Source organism: Paraburkholderia sp. SECH2, from assembly GCF_030464795.1.
Taxonomy (GTDB): domain Bacteria; phylum Pseudomonadota; class Gammaproteobacteria; order Burkholderiales; family Burkholderiaceae; genus Paraburkholderia; species Paraburkholderia aspalathi.
Window position 1 is genome coordinate 282,501 of the sequence record NZ_JALPRH010000001.1, and the last position, 23,476, is coordinate 305,976.

The following is a 23,476-nucleotide window of genomic DNA, read 5'->3' on the forward strand; positions in this document are numbered from 1 at the left end:
CAATCTGACGCGAAAGGGGGAGGGTTTCATCTGATCATATCAGGCCCGCATAATTTCAAGGCAGATTGGTGACATGAATTAACAGTTTTGATGCTAAATGGATCGATTCCACTCGCCTTGGCGAGCGTATCGTCCCGCTCGTGCGGAGTTGGAGATGCTTCCCTGTTACACGCGCCGTGGGTTTGCGGGCTTGGAGGGGCTCATTGCTCTATATCGCGACTATCGTCACGTCACGGATAGTTTGTTTGAGAAACTTCCAGTCGCCAAGGTTGCGATTGAGAACTCGGAGAGGGACTGGCCAGCCTATGAAAGGAGCATTCCGCAGGCTTTACGATTGTTGCCCTGTTGCGCCAGTTGATTGAGAAACGGTATCGATCAAGGATTGATGTCCGTGTGCTCCGATTTCCTTTTTCCGCTTCCGATTAGTTCCTATGCGCGAACGTCCATCGGCCAGACTATTGATCACCACCCCGGAGCGGCGAGTGCTCCTGTTTCGGTTCGTGCACAGGACGGGTGTGTTAGCGGGCAAAGTCTACTGGGCCACGCCGGGCGGAAGTGTTGAGCACGGAGAGACGTTTGCAGAAGCAGCTTTACGAGAGCTTCGTGAAGAAACTGGCATTTGCGAGGCGCAGATATCCGGGCCGGCCAGTCGGCGCGAAGTTGCTTTGCAGTTACCTGATGGCGAGCGCGTTCTCGCGGTTGAACAATATTTCGCCGTTCAAACGGACACGGAGTCCATTTCACATGAAGGTTGGACGGCGCAAGAGTGTGAAGTGATGGCCGATCACCGGTGGTGGAGCCGGGAGGAATTGTCCGCAACAACCGAGACTATCTATCCGGATAAGCTGATCGAGATGCTCGACGAGATAGGCGTTTTTGGCAATTGAGTGGCCGCTCTGGAGCGAACTGAGAGACCGCAACGCGTCGAAAGCTGTCGACCGCAACCTCGCGAGATTCGGGTGGCGACGCACGGTTCAGAGCCACGCCAAGCCCGCCCGGACCTGCGCGTGAGCGTTGTCCGTCAGCGGCTCGCCATGCGCCAGTACGACTTGCTCGAACGGCCAGGCGAGCAGCTGATCCACGCAGGCGCGAGCCCGCTTGCGGTCGCGATAGACCAGACGCAGGAGGGGATGCCAGCCGACGTGGCCGAGCACGCCACCCAGGCGCAAATAGTTGCGCGTTAGCCAATGCGGCGACGCTCGAAAGTTCTCAACCAGATCGCAGGTGATCAGTGTGCGCGTTGCCGGGTGATAGAACACCGTCTCGCCGAGCATGGAGCCTTCAATCGTCAGCAGTTCGAGATCGTCACGCCATTCGGGATGCGGCTGGTCCGTCAGCGTCGCGCCGAAACGCAGGTCCCGGCGCTTGCGTTGCAAGGCGGCTGGACCGTGCAGCAGTGCCTGTGGATACGTGGCCGCCGCTTCGGACGCGTACATGTGGTGAAACAGGTTTGGACAGACGATATGCGCGACTGGCCCGAGCGCGTCGATCTCACTGCGAAGCTGCTCCGGGAGCGCGACGGGCGAATGCAGCAGCAGCTTGCCCGATGACAGGCGAATCACAGTCATTCGCGTGCCAACGTGCAAACCGATGAAAGAATGATGAACCGAAGCGGTCCAAATATTCTTCGCCAATTCCTGAAGCACCGGGATCCTCCCGACAATGTGTAAATCTGAACATTCTCGACCGTTACTTTCGCTACCGTCAAACGAGTACTAACCCGAGTGATCAAGAGTCTGCACGCTACCATCACGGCGATTTGCTGCGTGCGCTGTTGGAGTCGGGCCTTCTGATCCCCGTCTGATGCGTTCTTTGCACCAGTGAGATTGCCCGCAGCCCTGTTCTTCGGGATCGGCTTAATGACGAGATAGATCCCCTGGTTTTCGTGATCGGCGCGTCACGACTTGAAAAGCCGACCACCAACATCTAACGTTCTTCGCAGGATCCCGAGGAGACAGCCATGGCAAGGATCGAAGCAAAGCTGGCGGAAATGGGATTGACGTTACCGCAGACGCTACAGATGCCTGCAAACGTAAACATGTCATTGCCCTTTGCATGGGTGCGCGTGAGCGGCACGCGGGCTTTTGTCTCAGGACACGTGCCGCTCAACCTCGACGGGACAATTGCGCAACCGGTCGGAAAAGTCGGCGCGGAGGTTTCGCCAGACGAAGGCTACGCAGCAGCACGCCTTGTGGCGCTTGCACAGTTGGCGAGTCTTCAGAAGGCGCTCGGGGACCTGGATCGCATTACGGCCTGGGTGCGCGTCTTTGCAATGGTCAACGTAGCGCCAGGGTTCGACCAGATGCCACGGATCGCAAATGGCTTCTCGGATTTGATCCTTGAACTATTCGGACCAGGCATTGGAATGCATGCGCGATCAGCCGTCGGCGTCGCGCTCCCTCTAAACGTACCCATCGAATGCGAAGCGGAGGTTGAGATTGACGGACGGCGCCTGTAATCCAGGATTGCCGCTGAGCCCAGACCCCATAAGCACGTGTAGGTGCCATCGTCTCGATGTGTGCAGACCTTTCCCATATTTAAGCGCCGAAACGTAGCCCCACGCGGCCAAAGCCGAATATTTTCAATGCTTGCATATACGGCCATGACTTCATTTGCGAGCTATGACCTATCCTCAACAAGAGCGTTCTTCACGCCCATTGTCTTCGCGCGGTGGCATGCGAAGCGGAGGAAGATATGTCGGAGCTTCGACTGGGCGCGAACGAGATTCTTCGTACTGTCGCCGATCTACCATGCCCGCAAGGTCTGCCCTTCCTGGGAAATCTGTTCCAGATGCCACCGGCGAAACTTCACCTGGTTTTGGAGCAGTGGGCGAAGCGATTTGGTTCGCCATTCAGGGTTCAGCTCGGCACGATTCCTGTCACAGTGTGGACCCAGGCGGAACTGTTCCAGACCGTCATGCGCGAACGTCCGCACCTCTATCGACGTTTTGCGCCAATTGAATCCGTTATGGCGGAGCTTGGCGGAAACGGTCTATTCGCTGCGGAAGGCTTGGCTTGGGAGCCGCAGCGTCGGCTCGTCATGCGGGCACTGTCTTTTTCCAACGTTAAAGCGTTTTATCCGACGCTTGCGGCCATTACTGGGCGTTTTCTCGCTCGCCTGCAAGAGGCGGCGAGGGAACATAGAACGCTCGAAATGACAGAAGAGCTTAAACGCTACACGGTTGACGTGACCAGTACGCTGGCCTTCGGCGAGGACCCGCATACGCTCGAGCACGAACGGGGGGTAATTCAGGAACAGCTTGGCCTGATACCGCCGGCACTGATGAGGCGCGTCACCGCCCTCTTTCCCTATTGGCATTACGTCACGCTTCCTCAGGACCGACGACTCGCGCAGGCAATGACGGAGGTCCATAGCTACATTCAGAAAATGATTGAACGGGCACGCGAGCGCATGAGCCAGTCGCCTGATGCACCTCCGCACAACCTGCTGGAAGCGATGCTCGCGGCGCGCAACGAACCCGACTCGATGGTTACCGACGAACAGATCTCGGCGAACGTCCTGACGCTTCTTGTCGCAGGTGAAGACACGACGGCCAACGCAATTGCCTGGGGGTTGATGTACGTCGCTATGGATTCGCATCTGCAAAACCGGGTATTCGAACAGTCGCGTGTGGCGCTCGGCGATTCGAGGGTGTGCCCAGACTACGACGCATTGAAGCACCTCGACCTATGCGAGGCGGTATGCAGTGAGGCACTGCGACTGCGGCCCGTTGCTGCAATACAGACGTTCGAGCCCTTGACCGACGTGTGCCTTGGAGGGGTAGCCATACCTGCAGGAACACGCATGTTGTTTCTCACGCGTCCAGGCATGCTGGACCCGCGGAATTTTGTGCGCCCGGAAACATTTGACCCTGACCGTTGGAGGCATCCGCGGGACCCATCGGAAGGTGCGCATGACCAGAAGGCATACCTGACATTCGGCGCGGGGCCGAGAGTGTGCCCGGGTCGTTACCTCGCAGCAGTCGAGATGAGGCTGGTTATATCGATGTTGATGAGGAGCTTCAAGATTGAACTGACAATCGACCCTTCTGAAATCGAAGAAGTTTCAGCATTCACGATGGTGCCGAACCAAATGCCTATACGACTTACGCCACGAGCATGATTTGCCGGCTTGCCAGCTGCCGCACTCATGGCGAACTCCGAGCGTGATGCTGGAGATCTACTCCAGGTATCTCGACCATATTGGCATGCCGCCGTGAACGATGATGCACGCGTCGATGTCGCGCGGCGTTAGAGCGTAGTACTCTTTACTTCGCAGTCTCAGGCGCAGGTAGCTGCTTTGACCCCGTGGTTTCAAGGCCGGTGGCGTGCTGGCTTGGCGTTGCTCCACCCGCATGGTTGTCCGCCCGGTTCTCGACATTCTTGGCGTTCATGGGGCTGACGACCAGTTTCTGGGCTGCGACTTCGCTGTCTGTCGGCGCAAAGACATTGACCTCTTCTTGCGAGTAGGCGTTCGCAAGCGTGCTATACATCAATGCCGCGGCCACTATCGGCAACACAATGACGAGTTGCATATCACCTCCACTCCACGTACATCGCCATAGCCTCAGTTGTTACATTGAGGCCACCAGTAGAAAAATAGCGCGGGAGTGAGTACCGGGCGATGCAGGACGGTGCGCAATAGATGCGCCGGCGACAAGGACGGTAGGTCTGTTATCCAGGATCGTGCTACAGCTATGTTATAGGTCTCCCGGTCGGCGATTGACAGCACAATCGCCAAGGATAGTCTGGCCGAATGTTCGGTGGCGTTCCGGTCTCTGGCACACGCCTGCTCCGCAAAAAAACATACCGCGGCTGCACAAGAGGGCTGTGCGGCAAATGGACATTTCAATGCTCAATTGTACGAAGTTTAGGCGCGTTGGATGGTCGATTTCGGGTTGACGAACGAGCAAGGCAATCATGGCGAGGATGTGAAGTAGCTTTACTTCTATCTCGACGGCACGTCGACGCATTCGTACATGAAGATTCTGTACAAGTATCCTCACGACGCGTACCCGTACCAGGATCTGATCGATGAAAATCTGCAGCGCGGCGCCGATCAGCCCGAATACGAAATTCTCGACACGGATTTATCGCTACAACTGAGACGAAAGATGAAGAAGCTATTGACCCTGGCCGTGTCGGTACTACTGCTGGTTGGCGGGTTGCTTTTCCAGCAAGGGGCGTTCGCGGATAGCACGACTCCTGACGCAAGCGCGAAAGCGTTTTACGCCTGGTATATCAAGCTGGAATCCAAAGAGACCTATCCTTTGCTGGACAAGGGCATCTATGCCTACGTGACCAAAGCAACGGTCGACAAACTCCGAAGTGCTTACCGCCATAACAGGCTGCCAGGAGACGCCGACTATTTCACGAAGGTCCAGGAATACGACGAACAGGACTGGTCGAACAACATCGCAACACACAACGCGATCATGCTCGACGACGTTGCGGTTGTTCCGGTTACCTTCGGCTCGAAAGACAAAATCAGTGTGCTGGTGTTTCTGCGCAAGCTGGGCGACAGCTGGAAGATCACCAAAGTTGATGACACGCTCGATTATCAATAGTCGAGTCTAATGTCGGCGGTTACGTTGTCGAACTGCTGACGCAGGTTCAAGCCCTAGCCGCGCCAGAGATCAGAATAACCATGCGCATCCTCTATGCACGCAACAAGCTGCAATTGGTCGACGATAAAACCGGTCAGGATGGCGTGAAGGGATCGAAGTTGACAGTTGCGCCGACGGCTCAAGCCACCGCGGCCAAGTGATTCTGATTTGCTGAGTATCGCAGCGGATTCCGATTAGCAACGCCCGCACAAGGCGGGCGTTGCTGCATCGAAGCCAACTGTTATGCCAGAGCCGCCCCTGCGCTCCATCTCAGACTATTACGGCGTGCGCGGAAACTCGAACGCCTCGAACAGATCGTCGATTGCAGGCGCATTAACCGGCACATACGGATGCGTCTGCAACTGGATCGGATTCGGCAGATTGTCGCGGCTTCTATGCGTGATCGGCTTCAGACGCCAGTTGCGATCGATGAACTTCACGATCGAAGCATGATCCCCGTACTGATGCACGACACGTCCACCGCGGGAGTACGGCGACACGACGATCATCGGAATGCGCGGGCCGTCGCCGAAATAATCGAGCGGCTGGATGTAGCCTGAGTCGTAGTAGCCGCCACCTTCGTCAGTCGTGACAAGAATCGCTGTCGAGGCCCACAAACTCGGGTCACGCTGTACCGTATCGACCAGCTTGTGCACGAACGATTCAAAGAGTCCGAACTTAGATGACTCCGGATGCCCGTCGAGCAGACCGCCCGGCTTCACGAAAGAAACCGCAGGCAGCGTGCCGTTCGCAATGTCCGCGTACAGATCGGTCGTGTCCTGCAGGTGCGCTTTGACGAGCGCGGGGTTCGTCATGATCGCGGTTTCATACAGGAACGGGTTGCAGATATTGCAGTAGACACTCGTGGCCGGCGTAGTCACAAAGGTATTCCAGCCTTCGCCGTAATACTTCCACGAGATGTTCTTCTCGATCAGCGTATCGGCGATCGTCCGCACCGGCGACGGCGGGATCGTGAACGTACTCGTATTGACCGTGCCGTCCCCGTTGTAGCCCGGGTTGTAGTTGTTCAGCAGGTAGTACGTGTTCGGCGCGCACTTCGCGTCCGGCTTGTACGGCAGGCGGTTCAGATACTGCCGCAGTGCGCCGGGCCCGGGCTGATGACCATCCGAGCAGTTGCTGTACGAACCGCCTGAATAGCCGTCCTGCGTGTACCAGTTGTTGGTGTTCGCCAGCGGCAGCGGATTTTCGATCTGATCAGCCGGCGGCTTCGCGGCATTGCCGTTGCCGTCTGTGTAGTAGAGCGCATCGGCGGTGCCTATCATGATGCTGTTTGCGCCCGTGCCGCCCATCACCGGCTGGTGATAGTTGTCGCTGATCGTGAATTCACGCGCGAGATGTGTGAAATACGGCATGTCGCCGGTATTCACGTTGTAATAGCCGAGCGCGGTCGCTCCTTCGCCGGTTGTCTCGTCGTTGAAGTTCGCGGGCCGCGGCTGGCCGTTCGAACCGGCGCCCACCGACGTCTCCACCCACGCGAACAGATCCATCTGACAACCGCTCGGATTATCGAGCGTGGCGTGATCGAGACTGCAATCGGCCTCTTGCCAGTTCTGGTAGAAGCGGTGAACCGGACTATTGATGTATTGGTCATAGTCGGGACCGACGCGCGAGATCTGATACGGCCCGTTCGGCAGGTTATACGTGTTCGAGCCGAAGCGCGTATCGACGCTATGCGTCGGCAAGCCGCTCGCACCGGTGGTCAAATGCACGACGTCCCAAGGCTCCATCATCGCGCCCTCGGTTGCCTGCGCCGCTGCGAGCGTAGCGAATGGCGGTGGACTGGTATCGCTCGGTGTGCTTGCCGTAGAGCCGGTATTGGGCGCCGGCAGCACTGTATATAGCTGCTTGCCGCCAGGCGCCATTTCGAAGCGGTTTGGGTCCGTCGCACTGGCCGTGTATTGCGCGGCCAGCGCGAAGTTCGGACCCGGGTGGCCGTCGGCCGTGATGATGCCCTTCGACAGCAGGTTCGCCACCGTCTGCCCCTGGCGTGGCGTGTACGCGCCGAATACGTGATCGAACGTGCGGTTCTCGCCGACCACTACGATGACATGCTTGATCGGCGACGCGGTGTTCACTGTCGCGACCGCTATCGCGGCCTGCTGCTGGCTTTGTGCGACGGTCGGCCAGATAGCCGCGGCAAGCGCGACGGAAACGGCGCCGCAAAGCAAGCCGCTTCTAAATATTGGGGTACTAATTACATTGGCAATTTTTTTCACGAACGCCTCCATGACGTTACTCGGACGAGCAAGCGGTAATGTGGCGTGTGGAAACGACGGGCAGCCCCTACGTGGGGATGCTGCCTCTATTACAAAGCGTTACGAAGGAAAGAAATTATCGGGAGGGAATGACAATACGGGGACGAAAAAAAGTCGATAGTGTGTGAATCTTCTAACGAATCACTTTCATCGCGATTCACTTTGCATAATTCGCTCGCAGATCCAGACTGGACAACGATGATGCGCTCACAGCAAAGGCCGCGCCGGGGTGCTGCCGAACATCGACGCAATGAGTACTGCCGCGTACATTCGCTGGCAGGGATGGGCCGTGTTGATCGCATACTTCCTGCTGCTTCGCTTAGTCACTCTGCGTTTTCAACCTGGTCTTCATTCTTTCGCGTTCGCCTTGCTGGTCGCGTTGTTGAGCCTTGCCCTTGTGGCCGTATGCTGATTGAAGGGAGAACCGCCATCGCTGGCGATGGGGCAATGACTAAGCCCATCAATTAGCTGCGGGCTCGATATCGCACGCGACACCCCAATGTCCGCATCGGCGGGTAGGCGCTCCGGCCGCTGCCGTTCACACCGCGGCGATTCGCGGAATCGTGCGATCGAATATCGTGGCGACAAACAGGCAGGCGCTCAACACACCCATCACGATGGCCAGGCTGTGCAGGCCGTGATCGCTCGCAGTTTTGCCATATAAGGCGCCAAGGAGGCTGGTCGCCGCGATTGCACCCAGATATCCAGCGGTGCGCTGGAGTCCCGCTGCAGTGCCGATCTCGTCGGCCGGCGCCTGCAGATAGACGGCAGTCTGGGTGGCTGTGGAAAACATGCCTTGCGGCACACCGAAGCACATAACCGCGGCAGCGATGATCCATGCGGACTTGCTGCTGTCGATAAAAAACAGGCAGATGCATCCGGCCAGCGCTGCGCCAATGCTGACGATAAACGGCCCTCGAATGCCTTTTGTGCGCCCGCCTGTCACAGAGGAGACGGCGGCGAGCAGCGACATCGGCATGGTGATGAGGCCCGCTTGACTAGTGGAGAAGCCGGCGCCACTTTCGAGCCACTGAGCGAATCCGTAGAGGATGCAATACACGATCATCAGGACCGCCCCTGCGCGTAGATAGGTTACCGTCAACGGTCGGTTGCGGGCCAACATCCGCACATCGATAAACGGCTGCTTGCGTCGCGCCGAGTGGAGCACGAGCGCAACACCGAGAACGGCGGCGATAGGCAGCATGCTCCAGACTGGGCGGTCGAGATTCATCAGGAAAATCATCAGGCCGAGCAAGAAGCCAGTGAACAGCAGGATGCCCACCACGTCGAGCTCTGCCATCAGACGCGCAAAGCTGCCGTCGCGCGGCTGATCCTTTGGCACCCACAAAAAAACCAGCAGCGCAGCGAGCAGCGCGAGCGGCGTGTTCACGGCAAAGATCGAGTGCCAGCCGAAAGCGCCTGTCAGCACGCCACCCAGCAAGGGGCCGATGGCCAGGGTGGAGACCCCCGCCAGCGAGAGAATGCTCATGGCGACGCGTGGCGGCGCCGCACCGAGCCGATCTGCCTGGACGCGGAAGATGCGCATGGCCGACGGATAGGCGCCAGCGGTGCCGATTCCTAGTGCCACCCGCACCGCGATCAAGACGCCGAGCGTGGGAGCAAACCGGCCGACCAGCGCGGATATCGCGACGATGAAGAGAGAGATCAGGTAAATCCGGCGTGGGCCGAATAGATCCGCCAGTCGCCCCATGGTCGGCTGGGCCACGGCGCTTGCCAGGTAGAGCCCGGCAATAAGCCATCCAGCCTCCGCGACGCTTGCATGGAAGTCGGTCGCAATTGGCACCAACGCGGTAGAGATCATGGTCGAATTGATCGGATTCAGTACGGCGCCGAGCGCTAGCGGTGCAATGAAACGGAAGCCGAAACCCGCCTGTTGTTCGTTCGGGCGAGCGGGATCGGCGCCGGTTGTCAGCGGATTGCTTTGCATTTTGCGTGGCTCAGTTCTTCAGATCGATGTCATCAGACTTCACCACGCGTGCAAGTAGCGGAAAGATGTTGTCGACTGCAAACGCGTGCATGTCATGAGACAGCCCCGTCGTCGCATCTTCGGCGATCACGACGTCGTAGCCATGCTCGTAGGCCTGGCGCGCGGTGGATTCGACGCCCATATTGGTGGCGATGCCGGCGAGCACCACCGTTTTGACGTTCCGGCGCCGCAACTGCACATCGAGATCGGTGCCGTAGAACGCGCCCCATTGATGTTTCGTCACGAGGATGTCGGACGCGTGAGCGAGTTCTTCGACGAGCTGGCTGAAGTTCGCCGGAAAGCCCCCTTCCGGACGCGGAAAAGGACGGTCCACGGGCTGTTTCAGCACATCACCGAAGTCCGCCGCGAAGGCGACGTTGACCAGTACGACCGGTGCCCCGGCAGTCCGGAAACGCGCTGCTAGCCGGCCACCGGTTACTGCCACCTGAACGCCGGGGCGAGGTGCCAGAGCGGGGATCGACACGATGCCTTGCTGGAGATCGACGAGAATGAGTGCGGTTGTAGTCGCGGGAAGAGCGAGCATGATGGGAGCCTTACGGTAGATTCGAGGAGGTAACTGACACCCAAGCATAACTCTATTTGAGTATTTGCTCAAATAGAGTTATGTGGCCGAGGGCCACCGTAACTGGCAAACTGACGGCATGTCTTCGACTCCCGCCAAAACTAAAACTCAATCTGCTGCTCCGCGGCCCAATCGTGAACGGTCAGCGCTTGCGCCGCAGCGTGGTGTCGGCCGTGAGCGCGTCGCCACGTTGATGGCCGCTGCGTCGAAGGTTATTCAGGAGCGTGGTTTTGATGCCGCAACCATGGCCGAGATCGCGGCGCGCGCGGACACAAAAATCGGTTCGCTCTATCGTTTCTTTCCGAACAAGGAAGTGCTGGCCGATGCACTGATGCAGCGCTACAGCGAGTTGCGTGATGCCCAATGGGACGAAATCGATGCCCGTGCCCGAGTGGTGTCGATAGACGAGTTGGCCGATTTGCTGGTCGACTCCATTGCGGAGATCCACGACGAGAGCAAGGCGCTCGTCGCTTTGCTGGATGCCCGTTCCGAATGGTCGGGCAAGCGACTCGAGTATCGCGAGAAGGCGCTCAAGCGGATTGTTGGCACGCTGCGGCTCAGGGCGCCGACATTGCCGGGAGAGACCGCCGAAGACATGGCGGTGGTATTGCTCAACAACATGAAGACGATGGTGGCGATGACGCTCGACAGGTCGGCTCCGACCAGCCCGGGCGGCCCCGCCGAGTTGCGTCTAATGAACCGGCTGTATCTCGCCAGCAAGCTCGCTGGCCACGAACTGCCCGCGGCTCAGGCCGGGGCGCCACCATCAATCCGGTAGCGGCCGTTCCAACAAGTCACCGCTTTCGTCGCAGCACTGGTTCGTGCCGGTCAGTTACGGCTGGGCTCAGGGGTTGGCGAACACCGGCTGGTTCCGGACGCTCTGACGCTCCAACATTCTCGCGTACCAGGCGTGAAGTGCCTTACAGTCCTCAGGCACCGGCAGCTTCACAAGCATCGCAAAGATCAAACCACCGATGACAGTGATGTCGGCCATCGAGAAAGTTTCGCCCGCGACATACGGTTGCCTTTGCAGAACTGCATCAAAGTAGCGCATACCCCTCATCGCTTTGTCGCGTTGACGGAACCCCCACTCCGGGTTTTGATACGTCTCGACGTCGGGGCCAAGTCCCGGTGTGCCGTGATGGAAGTAGACGCTGATGGCGTCGAGCAGTTCCAACTCGGCGCGCTTGCTCATCATGTGGATGATGCCTTTTTCGCGCGGTGTACTACCCGTGAGCGTGGGTACGCCATCGAGCGCGTCGAGGTATTCGGTAATGGCGGTGCACTCGGCAATACAGGTTCCATCATTGAGTTCCAGCACCGGCAGCGTACCCGAATAATTCTTGCCAGCGATGAACTCGGGCTTTTTATGCTCGCCTTTGTAAAGATCGACCATCACGAACTGGACGCGCGATTCCAGCCCTTTTTCAGCCAGAGCGATGCGGACGCGTGTCGGATAGGGCCCTGTCGGGAAGTCGTAGACCTTCATCACAGGCAGTTGCGCTGCGTCGAAATTGACGGTATTGGAAGTCATTGCGGGGACGCTCCGTAGTCGGTTGCATTGGATCGGGCGACGTGAAAACACGTCGCCCACGTAATCTACCTAACGTTTGTTAGGTTAACCATATAAGGTACAATCCGAGGTGTCAACACCCATTTCCTTTTTGCGGAGGCTGAAGCGGTGAGGAATGACGCGAGCTCAAATTCGAGAGAGAGAATTTTGATAGCCGCCACGAGGCTCGCGCAGACGCACGGCTACGGTGGGTTGAATTATCGTGATCTCGCGGACGAGGTTGGTATCAAGGCCGCGAGCATCTACCACCACTTCGAAAGCAAAGCCGATCTCGGTGCTGCGGTAGCAAGGCGTTATTGGGAAGATTCAGCGGCGGCTCTGGATGACATGCTGGCCCGATCGCACGATCCGCTGTACTGCCTGCGTCACTATCCGGATACATTCCGCAAGGCGCTTGAGACCGGCAATCGCATATGCCTTTGCAGCTTCATGGCCGCCGAAACCGACGACCTGCCGGAAGTCGTGATGAAAGAAGTCCTGACCTTCGCTGATGTGAATGTGGCGTGGCTGAGCAAGGTTCTGTCCGCAGCCGCAGTGGTCGGCTCTCGTGAAAGCAAACACCGGGCTCGCGCAATCTTCGCCGCCATCGCCGGCGCTCAGCTCATCGCGCGGAGCCGTTCCGATCTCTCCCTCTATGACGCACTAATCGAAAATTACCGTAAAGCGGGCCTTTTGCCCGCATAGCGGTGTAACGGTCAGTGAAACGCCCATTGGAAGGGATGCACTAGGCGCGCGACCCGCACGACAAATCAGGTGAGACGACCGTTTGATCCCGGTAACCAGTCGTTCGCTGCGCGTAACGACGACCGCCCACTCCGGGTCGACTCCGGTCCCACGTCTCGCTCGGAAGTTGACATTCGCTGAATGCTGAAACGACGGATCTCAGATGACTGCAATGGATGATAACGCCGTGAATGAGACTGATGCGATAAACGACTTCGGCGTATAGGGCCTAAAATTAAAAATAGCGCCAGTCCCTTTGTGTGGGGCGGCTCGCCCTATTCTCTTCTGTCCACGGCAGGCGGCGATGAACACTCACAATGCGCATTTTGTTCGCCCGGTGCTGGCTGCTCTTTGCGCGGCTTCGCTCGCCACACTCGCCGCGTGCGGCGGAAGCGCCTGCTTCAGCTTCGACGGCTGTAGCGGCGGAAACGGGACACCGAACGTCGCCGTATCCGGCACGGCAGCCACCGGCAAGGCGCTCGCCAGCGCGACGGTTAACCTCAGTTGTGCGTCGGGTTCGGGCTCCACCTTGTCAGACGGCGGTGGACACTACAGCACGACCCTCAACGCCACGCTTCCCTGCATCCTCACCGTGACCGCCGGCGGCACGACCCTGCATTCGCTGGCATTTGCCGGTGGCACTTTCAATACGACGCCTGAGACCGAACTGATGCTCGTCTATCTCGCTTCGCAACTTGGCACAAACGAAACCAATCTGATTGCGAACTTCCAGAACAATTCACAGTTCCAGCGGGTGCTGGAAAATCAGACCGATGTACTGGCTGCGCAAACGGCAGTTGTCGCGAATCTGCAGCAGCAATATGCGGTCACGCTGACGGCACCGGCGTTTCTGACGACGTCGTTTGTCGTCGGGCAAGCAGGGGTGGACAGCGATCTCGGCGCGCTGGCGACAGCAGGCGCCATCGACGTCAATGGCATGCCCAATCCGGCTGCCGTCTCGCTGCTGTCCGCGGCGGGTCTCGCCCATCCGCTCACAACGACGTCCACACCTTGATCAGGCACTGGCGGAACAGGAAACGCCCGCGGCGGCAGGAGATCCGCTAGATGATTTTCAATCCTGCACGCATCAAATTCCGATCTCGAGACCGGATGCGACACTATCGCCTTGCCCGAGGGCTCCCACTCACCAGGCGTACAATCCTCTGACCATATCGGGTGCCACGTCCATTTTTGGGAGAGTCGTCAATGGCGGCTGACGATGCACGCCCTGAGAACCGCCAACCCATAGGCCCGGCGATTTCGTGGCCGGCAGCGGAGAACGAGCCACATGCCCGCTCAGATAACGCCCAATCAACTCGTTCAATTGATCATCCCAGGTATCACGGCCGTCTTTTCGCTCGGTTTTGCCTGTGCATGGCTCTACGATAGACGACTGCACTATCTGCGCTTTCTCTCCGCTTCATTTGTCGCTTTCGCACTCGGCTCGGCAGTGCAGATCTGTCACCTGCCGGATGAATGGCGATTGAACGCGCTTATATCGGCAACGTTTTACGTGTTAAGCATTCAACTGTTGGCGGAAGGTGTTTTGCGCAGAGCAGGGCTTCACTTGCGGCTCGCGACGCATGCGTCGATGTTCGCGCTCGTGCTGGGCGGCATGTATTACTTCTCCTTCGTGACGTCAAACCTGCTCGTGCGCGTCTACATTCTGAATCTCAGCGCCGGGCTGTTGATGGTGTTTACCGCGATCCGTTTCAGGAAACGCTGCAATGGCCGCACCGTCAACCACGTTCTTCTCTGGGTGCTGCTGATCTTCGGCGCCAGTTTTTTCATCAGGACGCCGCTCACTACGATCCAACCCTTGCCGCATAGCACTGCGCCGTTCGCGGGAACCATTTTCTGGGTCTTGCTGCAGTTGTCGCTCGCCCTGATGGGCGCTGTGTTGGGGCTCGTGCTGCTGGCCGCCGCGATGTCGGACGTGATCGACCGGCTGACTCTCGAACGCGATCTCGACTCGCTCACCGAAACGTTGAACCGGCGCGCGTTTGAACGCATGGCGGGCCGCCGCGTCGCGGACAAGCGAAGCTATCCGCTCGCGCTGATCGCTTTCGACATCGACAACTTCAAATCCATCAACGACCGTTATGGGCATGCGGCCGGCGACGCGGTGCTGCGCCAGTTCGCCGCAATCCTGCGCGCCGCGGTGCGCGAGAAAGACGTGGTGGCGCGCATCGGCGGCGAGGAGTTCGTGCTTCTGCTGCCGGGCGCTGACGACAAATTCGCGTATCAGATCGCCGAGCGCTTGCGCACCGTGCTGGAGTCTTCACGCTTCAATGACATCGAGGCTACGCTGTGCGTTACGACGAGTGCCGGCATTGCCCGGTATCGGCCTGGCGAGGCGGTCGGAGCGTTGCTGGCGCGCGCCGATCACCTGCTCTATGCGGCGAAGCGCGCGGGGAGGAACCGGGTGGTCACGGAGCCATTAGGTCAGACGTGGAGTGCCCCCGAGCTTGATATCGTGTGATCGCCCGAAGGCCGGCAAGCACTCATCGGGACCAGTAGAAATCCACGGGGATAAGCTCGACGACCCATCCACCTTCTTCGCCCAGCGTGGCCGCCGGGTGCATGGAGGCGATGCGCAACGCCTCGTCATGGGTATCCGCCTCGATGATGAACAGGCCGCCCACGACTTCCTTCGACTCGGTATAGGGCCCATCGGTGACGTGCGTCTTGCCACTGCGCGGGCGGAGCGTCCTCCAGTTGTCCAGATCGCCAAGCGATGCGGAAATAAGTACCTTGTCGGTAGCCCGCATCTTGTCATCCAATGGGGGACATTGGCTCACCAATTTCTTGACGTCGTCTGGCGCCATCGCGGCGAATTTATCGGGGGTGAAGTAGGCCAAGCCGAGGTATTTCATGGGAGATCCTTTGGGTGTGAATAACCTGACGACGAAGCTGATGATCGAAAATCGACAATCTTCTGAAAAAGTTTGTAGCGGGCCTCGCCAGACTGTCCGCTTTTGGGGGCGCGCGGTGCCGACCGCCGGGCTCGTGCTGCACATGCGGATCGCGTGAGGCAGAGGTCGGCCATGAAGAGGCATTCGACATCGATGCGGAGATCGTCGACAATTGGTACCTGCCCTTATCCTTGCGTCTCGATCAGAAACTCGTGCGATGCACTTTACAGAAACGGCGCGCTGCGACGCGCCGCGAGTTGTCGCGCGTAAGCAATGCCATGTCGTATTACTGCTTCGAGCCGGAGAACTTTGAATTCTTCGCTCGAGCTAGTGTGGGATCTTCTGCCCCTAGCGCCCTAGCTGTCCATCTTTAGTATCCAAGCCAAAGCACCATGGCTTACCTGATTAGTTATTCCACACCGCTTCACTCTGAAAGCCGTTGCGCCAGCATCGTGTTATGTTCTCGCACGCCTCCGGAGATGCAGAATACGTCGACAAAGAGCCACCCGTATAGCGCCAGCAACAGGAACACGCCGATGTAGGCGAATGCCGTGGTCCAACCGAAGATGAACAGCAGCAATTGAAGGACAGCAGTACCGGTGAAGCCGAGATAAAACCGGTGCGCGCCAAGGCTACCGAGAAAGAGCCAAAGCAGAAAGGCCACCACGCCACTCTTTTTCTGAGCTTCGTACATCATCATGCTGCGTGTCGAGTCGTTCATTTTCAGGATTTCCGAAAGGTTTTGGGGAGGCGAGCGGGCAATGACCTCGGAGTGCGACGCGGGCCGTGTTCTACAGCCGGCCAGACGAGGACCAACTGCGTCGAGCTGTCAACGATCGAAGCGCAACCGCCAGGGGATAGCAGTCCCTGTAGCACCCATGTCGATTTCATAGATTTCCCCGTTTTGTTGTGCTTGCCTCGGATGGGCCGTCCCTTCGCTGTCAAGGAGCGATTTGTTACGCTGCGATTGGTTGGCCTTTGATTCCGTCTTCGCTGAGTTGCCGTGCGGAGCACACATGCACTAAACATGCCATCACCTTCAAGTCGCTGTCGCCATTGGCCGACAGGCTGGATAGGTTTTGGGGAGTGCAGATGCCGTGCCGAAGTGATTCAGGTTTGAACGGCGATCCTTGATAACGAAACGATTTCCTCGTTCGTCCCGCCCGCGCAGTCTTTTCTTGTTGTCCCGTTCTTGCAGAACGTAACAGCGCTGTGGCGCCGCTTATGTGGAAGTCCCCGCTGCGCGTCGAGGGATTTGTGGGGTGTCGTCGGACGAGTACTTGCGCCAATTCAGCCAATACAGGCTTTCTTATCGGTCCGGTTTGTCACAAAACTGAATACCATCTCCCCACGGCGGGAAGCTGCGGTGCGCCCATACGCGAAGTCAGGACGCGCCGGTCTGCTGGCTCAGTTGATGTAATACGCCGTCAACACCATATGAGCTCCCATATCGAGTGGGAGCTTCGCCTCGTCGGTTCGGTCGCCCACGCCTTAGGCGCGAATTACCTGCTCGTGCAATCCGCAAACAGGCGGCGAAAAAGATGCCGCCGCACGTGACATGCAGCGGCATTCACAAGCCGCAAGTAACGGGAATCACCGTCGCTTACTACGTCGATAACGGCAGCGGCGGCGAAAGCCTGAACCCTCCTGAACCCTACAAAGACAATCTGTTCGCGAAGAAGTCGTTTGCTTCTCGGTAAATGTCAGCTTCGGGCCATCAATCGGGCCGAGCCCAATCTGCGCGCATCAAGGAGCGTAGTAGTTCAATTCATCGATCCGCGCACGGATCGCGTCCACATTGAGTGCCTCGATGTCGGCGCTCGCCATCGACCGCCGGTCGTTTCGCCATGGACCGTTATCGGCTTGACGCTGCGCGTCGCGATAGGCCAGCCATTGACGTTGAGCGTTGCGGATCAGCATGCGCGATTGCGGATCGGCGTTGCGCATGGTCCGTTGATACACGTCGTTCATGCGTCTGTCATACGCAAGGTAGGCCTTGTGTGAACAGTCGGTCATGCCCGCCGTCGTCTGCCCCGCCGGCGTGCCGAGACATGCCTCGACCTGGGCCTCGATCGGATCGACTTTCTTTTGTGCCGATGCGATGGGCGCAGCAAGGACCATCAGGATCAAGGGATCTAGAAGAAATCTCCGGCCCGAACCACCGCATGGCGCTCCAATCGTTCGCCATACCAGCATCCCGACAAAACTGACTTTTTGCTCAGCCCGACGCATGACCGGCAAAGCATGAAAGTTGCTGAACGGTAAGAACGCTGACAAACCGTAATTGCGCAGACAGTCGGGTGCAATTCGAACGCCCCCAGGCTTGTCCAAGCAATGTGGCCCTGCTATCGAGGCGCCGGCATGGCCGGGACGAATACCGCAGTTCATGCATGGGCCGCTCTTTCCTAGGGAGGAATCGTGCAAAAGAAAATCGTCATTCGAGCCATCGCGGGAGGCGTCTGCCTGATGGCGCTGTCCGGCGCTGCGTTCGCTCAATCGCCGGCGTATACGAATCAGCCCGTGGACGTTTATGCGGGTCCGTCCGGGGATTATCCGGTGGTCGCACAAGTGCCGCCGAGCGCGCAGCTTACGGTGTACGGCTGCGTTTCCGATTACAGCTGGTGCGACGTCGAAGCGCCCGGACTGCGCGGCTGGGTCTACGGCGAATATCTCGACTATCCGTACCAGGGTACCGAGGTGCCGATCATGACTTACGGCTTGCAGATCGGACTGCCGGTCGTGGTGTTCTCGTTCGGAACTTACTGGGATCACTACTATCGCGGCCAGCCTTGGTATCACGACCGGGACCGATGGGCGAATCGTCCGCCGCCGATGCGAGGCGATCCGCCGCCGCATGGTGGCCAGCCGGCGGCGGGCGGTCCGGCTATGAACCCGAGGCCGGTCGTGCACGGCGGCCCGCAGCCGCAGCCTCAGCCTCAGCCCCAGCAGGGGTACGCTCATGGGTCGATGCAGCCGCAGCCGGGATATCCGCGCGGGCCTGCGCAACCGCCTGGGCAAATGACGGGCGGTCATCAGGGGCAGCCTGCCGTGCACCCGGGTGGTCAGTCCGGTGAACACGGCGGCGAGGCGCGCGGCGGCAATGAAGACCGCAATCATCCGCAGGATAACCATTAGCGATTGAACGCTTTTCCCCCGCCACCGCTTCGCGATCGCATGGCAACGCGCCTCGCGCCCATGCCACTCAATTCGACGGATGATCGTCGGCGTGATCGTGAAGCGGGTCCGGGCTCTTTTGCGTCGAGCGCAACACGCCTGCGTCGTCGAAATAGAAGTAAGTGGATCTGTCGCGTCAGGAAAAAACGCTCAGGATTGGATAAATAATCGGCAGTACAAAGGACGTCAGAATGCCGTTCAGGCCCATCCCGAGGCCTGCAAATGCACCGGCTTCTTCACTCATCTGCAACGCACGAGCAGTGCCGATTCCATGGGACGCCACACCCAGTGCGAAGCCACCCAGGTCATGCCTCGACACGTGAATCAACTTCAAAAGTCCACTGCCAATCACCGCGCCAGTGATGCCGGTCATGATCACAATGACGGCCGTCAGCGACGGCAACCCGCCGATTTTCTCGGAGATACGGATAGCAATTCCTGCCGTCACGCTCTTCGGAGCAATCGTGGCAAGTATTTGACCCGTGGCCCCCAGGAGCCTTGGGATCAAAATGGCTGATGAGATGCCCGTCGCACAGCCCGCCACAAGTGCGCCAGCCAACTGCAGGGCTAGCCGGCGCAATTTAGGCAATTGTCGGTGCATCGGTATAGCGAGCGCGACGATAGCAGGTCCAAGCAAAAAATGAATGGGCTGGGCGCTTTGCATGTAAGTGACATACGACGTGTTCGATTCACGCAAGGCAAATATCAAAAGCGCCACTGCAATTAATACGGGATTCGCGAGCGCACTTTTTCCTAGCGAACCGTGAACGACCTGCGCGATTGCGTAGGCGAGGAACGTGAGGGTCAGCCAAAGAAGCGGTGTTGTTCCGAGAAATGCCCACGCGGACGCGATGTTCTGATGAACGTTCACGGTGTATCAACCTTCTCAATGTTGACAGCCGCGGGCGCGGTGTTTCCGTCGGCATGGAGCGGCGATGCAAACGGTGTTGTCGGGGCTGCGAGCGATGCAGCGCGCGCGGGCCATAAAGCGCACAAGCCTTGGCCAACAAGCGCGGTAACGACGATTGTCAGCGCCGTACACACAACAACGGACACAGCTATCGGGAGCAGGTCATGAGCCACGCGGCCGGCGAAGGCCATGATGCCAACTCCTGCTGGAACGAACAAAAGAGGCAGAAACCTAAGCAGGGCAAGAGCGTCGCTCTCAATGGCGGATGCAAGGCCGGGGCGGAGACTCAGTGAGGCTAACAACAGGATCATCCCTATAACCGCGCCGGGAATCGGCAGGTTCCCGGCGTAGGCTATTAATTCGCCAAGGCACTGGTAGGCCAGAAGGACCGTGAACGTCTTGATCATCGGGTCACCTTCGATTCGGACGCGCACACGTTGAGCCACCAGCAGAGCACGACAACGTGGGTTAAAGCCGTCATGCCAGATCTTATTCACCCGTTCGCAACAGTCATCATTGCGGTGAGCAAAAAGCGTCGCGCATCCCGTGCATCCGCTCACTGCCCGCCGTAGAGCGCGTTCAAGCGATCCATCGTGCCGTCCTGCTGGGCGCGCTGCAATTCCTGTTTGACCTCCGCGCGAGTCTTGCCATGGAGGGCACCGCTATCGCTACTGCCCATGGACATACCGCCGACAGCGTCCGTCGTCATCGCTGCATTGCTGTCGGTGGCCGTCCTAGACGTGTCAGTGTTGTCAGCCGCATAGGCGAGCGTGGTGCACAACGTCAATGCGGCAATAGGGATCAAAGTCAGAGCTTTCATCATATTCTCCAGCATGGTGCATGACATGCCCGACGCCAATCGAATCACGCGGTTTGCGCCGGGATTTCGTGCCGCTTCGAAAAGCATCAAAGGTTCTCGCAAGGACTCGGCACGCTCTTGCAATACCCGGGAAGAATTTCCTTTATTCCCGCGTCATCTTCCTTATTTGTGTCGCGACCGCTCCAGGATAGGACCGGGCACCCAGCCTGGATCTATTTTCATCACCTGCCACTTGGCGGCGATCCTCGTGGAGTTGCTGGGTTTGAACTGCCCACCCCGTCCACGGGTTGCGGCATGCCGGCAGGTACCACTGCACTGTATGCGCTGACCCCATGCGCATGAATAAGGCACTTTTCCTAAACGAAGCTAGGGGATTGCCTTATTCAGTGACTGGGCGTCGCTCTATTGGCTCTCGATCCACTGAATTGCAAAGCGCATCAGCTCGTTGCCGCTCCGGATATTCAACTTTTCTTTGATGTTGGCCCGGTGTGCCTCGATGGTCTTGACGCTCCGATTCAGTTTCGTGGCGATTTCGCGGGTACCGAAGCCGAGTCCGATCAGATGCAGGACCTCGAATTCCCGTACCGAAAGGCTCGCAATTGGCCCTGCCGGCGTTTTTCTGGGACCCGCAAGGGCTCGCGCCAGGTTTTCATGCATGGCGGCACTCAAATAAATATTGCCTGCCAGCACTTCGCGGATGGCGCTCACGACATGCTCTGTGGCCTCGAGTTTCATCAGATATCCGTTTGCCCCGGCCCGTAGTGCGCGTTCGGCAAACAGGCCTTCGTCGTGCATGCTGAGGACAAGGATTGCCAATTTTGGGTAGCGGTGGCGGAGGGTCTTGACAAGATCCAAGCCAGAGTCCGATTGCAGACTGATGTCCACAATGGCCATGTCGGGCAGGCAGGCCATTTCCGCCAGGGCTTCTTCGGCGCTGCCGGCCGCGCAGCAGACGTGCAGATCCTCTTGCAGATTCAGCAAGTGTGTCATCCCCTCCCGGATGATGGGGTGGTCATCCACGATCAGGATTTGAGTCGCGCGGCCTGGGCTAGACGGCTTCCCGTGCATGGTCTGGGCGCTCCGGTATCGGATAGCTGATGGCGACCGTAGTGCCACCCAAAGCATTGCGGGTCACGGTGCAAGCGCCGCCCAGAAGACTCGCCCGGTGACGCAGGTTTTGGAGTCCCAGTCCTGAGGCACGCTCCATTTGTTCCGGGCCGACGCCCACCCCGTCGTCACTGATTGAGAGCGTCTGGAAACCGCCTACGCGGTCCAGGTCGATCCAGATGTGGCGGCCTTCGCTATATTTCAGCGCGTTGTTGACTGCTTCCTGTGCCGCACGATACAGGTTGATCTGAGTAGGCTGATCCAGTAAGTCTACATCTGGCTGGATCCGGAGCATGCAGTCTATGCCATCAAGCGTACGAGCCGTTTCCGCGAGCGCATGTAGTGCGGCTGCAAGGCCACCATATTCAATGGCGACCGGGTCCAGGCCATGAGCAATCCTGCGGGTCATCAAGGACGACTGCTTCACCAATCCGACGATCGTAGCGGCGTCGGCGGCGGCTGGATGGCCCTGCGTCTGCAGTTTCTGATTCAAGGCGGCGCAGTACAGACCCAGGCTGGTCAGGTGTTGCCCAAGTCCATCATGCAGTTCCCGGCCGAAGAGTCTTTGCTGCTGATCGCCGATCTGGATCAGTTCTTCTTCCAACAGACGGCGTTGCGCGATCTCCTCCTTGAGTTCGCTGTTTGTCTTCTCCAGGTCTTCGGTTCGCTCCTCTACGCGCCGTTCCAATTCGATGTAGGAGGACTGCAGCAGGCGATGAACGCGCTGCTCCTGAGCACGTGCCGCCACCAGCAGCAGTCCGGTTATCGCCACGACGTTCGCGAAGGTGCACCATCTCACGAGGCTATCCACCGGAGAATTGGCGGCGAAGGGGCCCGTGCCGTGGGTGGTACACCAGATAGCCACGACTGAAACCATCAAGGTCGCGAGACTGGTGCCCAGGTGATCGAAGCGCAGAGCCGCCCAGATGATGAACGGAAAGATCGCCAAGGCTGCAGGATAGTAGCCGTGTCCGGCAAGTTGCGGAGCGCCGAAGATGAGGTAGCTCACCCAGACGGTCGCAATGGTCAGTCCGCACGCCTCCACGGCCTGCTCCACCGAGCGGATGGGATTCGGATACACGAGCAGGCTGAGCAGGGGCGGAGCCACCACGAGCACGCCCATCATGTCGCCGAGCCACCATTTCAGAAAGGCTGCGCCGTACTCGGCGGCCGGCATCAAGCCCCCTCCGAATACGGCGGTCGCACCGATCAGCGCACTCACTGCCGTGCTGAGCACCGCAGCGAGAGCAATGAGGGCTAACACGTCCTTGATGCGGTCGAGGGTGATCTGGAATCGGGCTACGCGGTTCAACAGTATTGCCGCCGTCAAGGCTGCAACTATCGCGCCAACACTGATCACAGCGGCCACTGGCAAGGGCACGCCCACCGACACGTTGGCGAGGAAAGAGCCAATGACGATTCCGGGGGCAACTTCGAAGCCTAGAGCGAGCAGTGCAACAAGGGCGATGCCACTGGAGGGCCACACCAGAGACACTGCGCCGCCCACTATCGCATAAGCAAGCCCTACTTTTGCGCCTGCGTAGTAAGCCAATGCCACAAGCCCGGTGAGCAGGAAGAGCCTGAACCTGGAATCGCACCGAATAATGGCCATGGTTCGCTTCACCCCTCATGCGAGCGATGCCCCACACGTCCCGGCTCAGCCCGCAAACAGCATGCGACATGGGGCCGTAACACGTTAGCACACAGGACTACCGTTCGATATTGATGGGTGCGCGCTCGCATCGCCCGCCAAAACACAGGTTCCAACTGGCGGAACTCCGTTCGGCCTCCGGCCGGGGTCTA

General features: G+C 58.8%; 24 protein-coding genes and 2 pseudogenes. 12 read left to right on the forward strand and 14 right to left on the reverse strand.

The genetic code is table 11. The features are described 5' to 3' along the window. Positions 1 to 431 precede the first annotated feature (431 nt). Positions 432 to 887, forward strand: coding sequence for an NUDIX hydrolase (locus tag M0D66_RS01270; protein ID WP_211707884.1), 456 nt, complete (start codon positions 432 to 434; stop codon positions 885 to 887). A gap of 87 nt (positions 888 to 974) precedes the next feature. Here the strand turns inward: M0D66_RS01270 and M0D66_RS01275 are convergent, their stop codons facing one another. After that, the gene (locus M0D66_RS01275) at positions 975 to 1,646 is read right to left on the reverse strand and encodes a DUF4336 domain-containing protein (protein WP_266208853.1); all 672 of its coding nucleotides are present in this window, start codon (positions 1,644 to 1,646) and stop codon (positions 975 to 977) included. 314 nt (positions 1,647 to 1,960) lie between these two features. On the opposite strand from M0D66_RS01275, the gene M0D66_RS01280 reads away from it, so the two are divergent. Together M0D66_RS01280 and M0D66_RS01285 are read left to right on the forward strand one after the other, a co-directional pair. Then, a complete protein-coding gene (locus M0D66_RS01280) occupies positions 1,961 to 2,458 on the forward strand; it encodes a RidA family protein (RefSeq protein ID WP_200567850.1) in 498 nt (165 codons plus the stop codon). A 236-nt stretch (positions 2,459 to 2,694) separates the two neighbouring features. After that, complete coding sequence (locus M0D66_RS01285) at positions 2,695 to 4,122, forward strand: cytochrome P450 (protein WP_211700226.1); 1,428 nt, start codon at positions 2,695 to 2,697, stop codon at positions 4,120 to 4,122. Positions 4,123 to 4,267: 145 nt separating this feature from the next. On the opposite strand, the gene M0D66_RS01290 is transcribed toward M0D66_RS01285, so the two are convergent. Then, on the reverse strand, positions 4,268 to 4,534 hold the full coding sequence (locus M0D66_RS01290; protein WP_200622412.1) for a hypothetical protein: 267 nt from the start codon (positions 4,532 to 4,534) through the stop codon (positions 4,268 to 4,270). Between the two features lie 357 nt (positions 4,535 to 4,891). Between M0D66_RS01290 and M0D66_RS37920 the strand changes: the two are divergent. Next, a pseudogene (locus tag M0D66_RS37920) lies at positions 4,892 to 5,086 on the forward strand (hypothetical protein); the annotation flags it as partial. Between the two features lie 27 nt (positions 5,087 to 5,113). Beyond that, positions 5,114 to 5,566: a DUF3828 domain-containing protein gene (locus M0D66_RS01295; RefSeq protein WP_211707893.1), complete on the forward strand. Its 453-nt coding sequence runs from the start codon at positions 5,114 to 5,116 to the stop codon at positions 5,564 to 5,566. 317 nt (positions 5,567 to 5,883) lie between these two features. On the opposite strand, the gene M0D66_RS01300 is transcribed toward M0D66_RS01295, so the two are convergent. The 3 genes from M0D66_RS01300 to M0D66_RS01310 all read right to left on the reverse strand — a co-directional run bounded on the left by M0D66_RS01300 (position 5,884) and on the right by M0D66_RS01310 (position 10,412). Beyond that, positions 5,884 to 7,854 (reverse strand): alkaline phosphatase family protein, encoded by a 1,971-nt coding sequence (locus tag M0D66_RS01300; RefSeq protein WP_211707883.1) that lies wholly within the window; start codon positions 7,852 to 7,854, stop codon positions 5,884 to 5,886. A gap of 565 nt (positions 7,855 to 8,419) precedes the next feature. Beyond that, entirely contained in the window at positions 8,420 to 9,829 is a 1,410-nt protein-coding gene (locus tag M0D66_RS01305) for an MFS transporter (protein ID WP_093641884.1), read from the reverse strand. A 10-nt stretch (positions 9,830 to 9,839) separates the two neighbouring features. Beyond that, complete coding sequence (locus M0D66_RS01310) at positions 9,840 to 10,412, reverse strand: hydrolase (protein ID WP_093641880.1); 573 nt, start codon at positions 10,410 to 10,412, stop codon at positions 9,840 to 9,842. 232 nt (positions 10,413 to 10,644) lie between these two features. On the opposite strand from M0D66_RS01310, the gene M0D66_RS01315 reads away from it, so the two are divergent. Next, on the forward strand, positions 10,645 to 11,229 hold the full coding sequence (locus M0D66_RS01315) for a TetR/AcrR family transcriptional regulator (protein ID WP_211707882.1): 585 nt from the start codon (positions 10,645 to 10,647) through the stop codon (positions 11,227 to 11,229). 66 nt (positions 11,230 to 11,295) lie between these two features. Here M0D66_RS01315 and M0D66_RS01320 read toward each other — a convergent pair whose 3' ends face one another. Continuing rightward, on the reverse strand, positions 11,296 to 11,985 hold the full coding sequence (locus M0D66_RS01320; RefSeq protein WP_211707881.1) for a glutathione S-transferase: 690 nt from the start codon (positions 11,983 to 11,985) through the stop codon (positions 11,296 to 11,298). A 147-nt stretch (positions 11,986 to 12,132) separates the two neighbouring features. Between M0D66_RS01320 and M0D66_RS01325 the strand changes: the two genes are divergently transcribed. The 3 genes from M0D66_RS01325 to M0D66_RS01335 all read left to right on the forward strand — a co-directional run bounded on the left by M0D66_RS01325 (position 12,133) and on the right by M0D66_RS01335 (position 15,229). Continuing rightward, positions 12,133 to 12,708, forward strand: coding sequence for a TetR/AcrR family transcriptional regulator (locus tag M0D66_RS01325; protein ID WP_211707880.1), 576 nt, complete (start codon positions 12,133 to 12,135; stop codon positions 12,706 to 12,708). Between the two features lie 343 nt (positions 12,709 to 13,051). After that, the gene (locus tag M0D66_RS01330) at positions 13,052 to 13,762 is read left to right on the forward strand and encodes a hypothetical protein (RefSeq protein ID WP_211700220.1); all 711 of its coding nucleotides are present in this window, start codon (positions 13,052 to 13,054) and stop codon (positions 13,760 to 13,762) included. Positions 13,763 to 14,035: 273 nt separating this feature from the next. Further along, positions 14,036 to 15,229, forward strand: coding sequence for a GGDEF domain-containing protein (locus M0D66_RS01335; protein WP_211707879.1), 1,194 nt, complete (start codon positions 14,036 to 14,038; stop codon positions 15,227 to 15,229). Positions 15,230 to 15,251: 22 nt separating this feature from the next. On the opposite strand, the gene M0D66_RS01340 is transcribed toward M0D66_RS01335, so the two are convergent. Beyond that, entirely contained in the window at positions 15,252 to 15,623 is a 372-nt protein-coding gene (locus M0D66_RS01340; RefSeq protein WP_211707878.1) for a YciI family protein, read from the reverse strand. On the opposite strand from M0D66_RS01340, the gene M0D66_RS01345 reads away from it, so the two are divergent. Next, on the forward strand, positions 15,622 to 15,780 hold the full coding sequence (locus M0D66_RS01345) for a hypothetical protein (RefSeq protein ID WP_211707877.1): 159 nt from the start codon (positions 15,622 to 15,624) through the stop codon (positions 15,778 to 15,780). The two genes, M0D66_RS01340 and M0D66_RS01345, sit on opposite strands and share 2 nt — an antisense overlap. A gap of 306 nt (positions 15,781 to 16,086) precedes the next feature. On the opposite strand, the gene M0D66_RS01350 is transcribed toward M0D66_RS01345, so the two are convergent. After that, positions 16,087 to 16,383 (reverse strand): TM2 domain-containing protein, encoded by a 297-nt coding sequence (locus M0D66_RS01350; RefSeq protein WP_093641855.1) that lies wholly within the window; start codon positions 16,381 to 16,383, stop codon positions 16,087 to 16,089. Positions 16,384 to 17,203: 820 nt separating this feature from the next. Here M0D66_RS01350 and M0D66_RS01355 point away from each other — a divergent pair. Continuing rightward, positions 17,204 to 17,362: a hypothetical protein gene (locus tag M0D66_RS01355; protein ID WP_167378480.1), complete on the forward strand. Its 159-nt coding sequence runs from the start codon at positions 17,204 to 17,206 to the stop codon at positions 17,360 to 17,362. Between the two features lie 46 nt (positions 17,363 to 17,408). On the opposite strand, the gene M0D66_RS01360 is transcribed toward M0D66_RS01355, so the two are convergent. After that, positions 17,409 to 18,050 (reverse strand): lysozyme inhibitor LprI family protein, encoded by a 642-nt coding sequence (locus M0D66_RS01360; protein ID WP_244869851.1) that lies wholly within the window; start codon positions 18,048 to 18,050, stop codon positions 17,409 to 17,411. Positions 18,051 to 18,080: 30 nt separating this feature from the next. Between M0D66_RS01360 and M0D66_RS01365 the strand changes: the two genes are divergently transcribed. Further along, a complete protein-coding gene (locus M0D66_RS01365; RefSeq protein WP_244869850.1) occupies positions 18,081 to 18,797 on the forward strand; it encodes an SH3 domain-containing protein in 717 nt (238 codons plus the stop codon). 175 nt (positions 18,798 to 18,972) lie between these two features. Here the strand turns inward: M0D66_RS01365 and M0D66_RS01370 are convergent, their stop codons facing one another. The 5 genes and pseudogenes from M0D66_RS01370 to M0D66_RS01390 form a co-directional block, all read right to left on the reverse strand. Further along, complete coding sequence (locus M0D66_RS01370; RefSeq protein WP_200620972.1) at positions 18,973 to 19,707, reverse strand: LrgB family protein; 735 nt, start codon at positions 19,705 to 19,707, stop codon at positions 18,973 to 18,975. A 122-nt stretch (positions 19,708 to 19,829) separates the two neighbouring features. After that, positions 19,830 to 20,153: pseudogene (locus M0D66_RS01375) on the reverse strand (CidA/LrgA family protein); the annotation flags it as partial. A gap of 149 nt (positions 20,154 to 20,302) precedes the next feature. Continuing rightward, positions 20,303 to 20,566: a DUF4148 domain-containing protein gene (locus tag M0D66_RS01380; protein WP_266208854.1), complete on the reverse strand. Its 264-nt coding sequence runs from the start codon at positions 20,564 to 20,566 to the stop codon at positions 20,303 to 20,305. Positions 20,567 to 20,968: 402 nt separating this feature from the next. Next, entirely contained in the window at positions 20,969 to 21,691 is a 723-nt protein-coding gene (locus tag M0D66_RS01385; protein ID WP_308112669.1) for a response regulator transcription factor, read from the reverse strand. After that, positions 21,615 to 23,285: an MASE1 domain-containing protein gene (locus M0D66_RS01390; RefSeq protein ID WP_211707875.1), complete on the reverse strand. Its 1,671-nt coding sequence runs from the start codon at positions 23,283 to 23,285 to the stop codon at positions 21,615 to 21,617. Before M0D66_RS01390 ends, M0D66_RS01385 begins: the two co-directional genes overlap by 77 nt. Between the last annotated feature and the right edge of the window lie 191 nt (positions 23,286 to 23,476).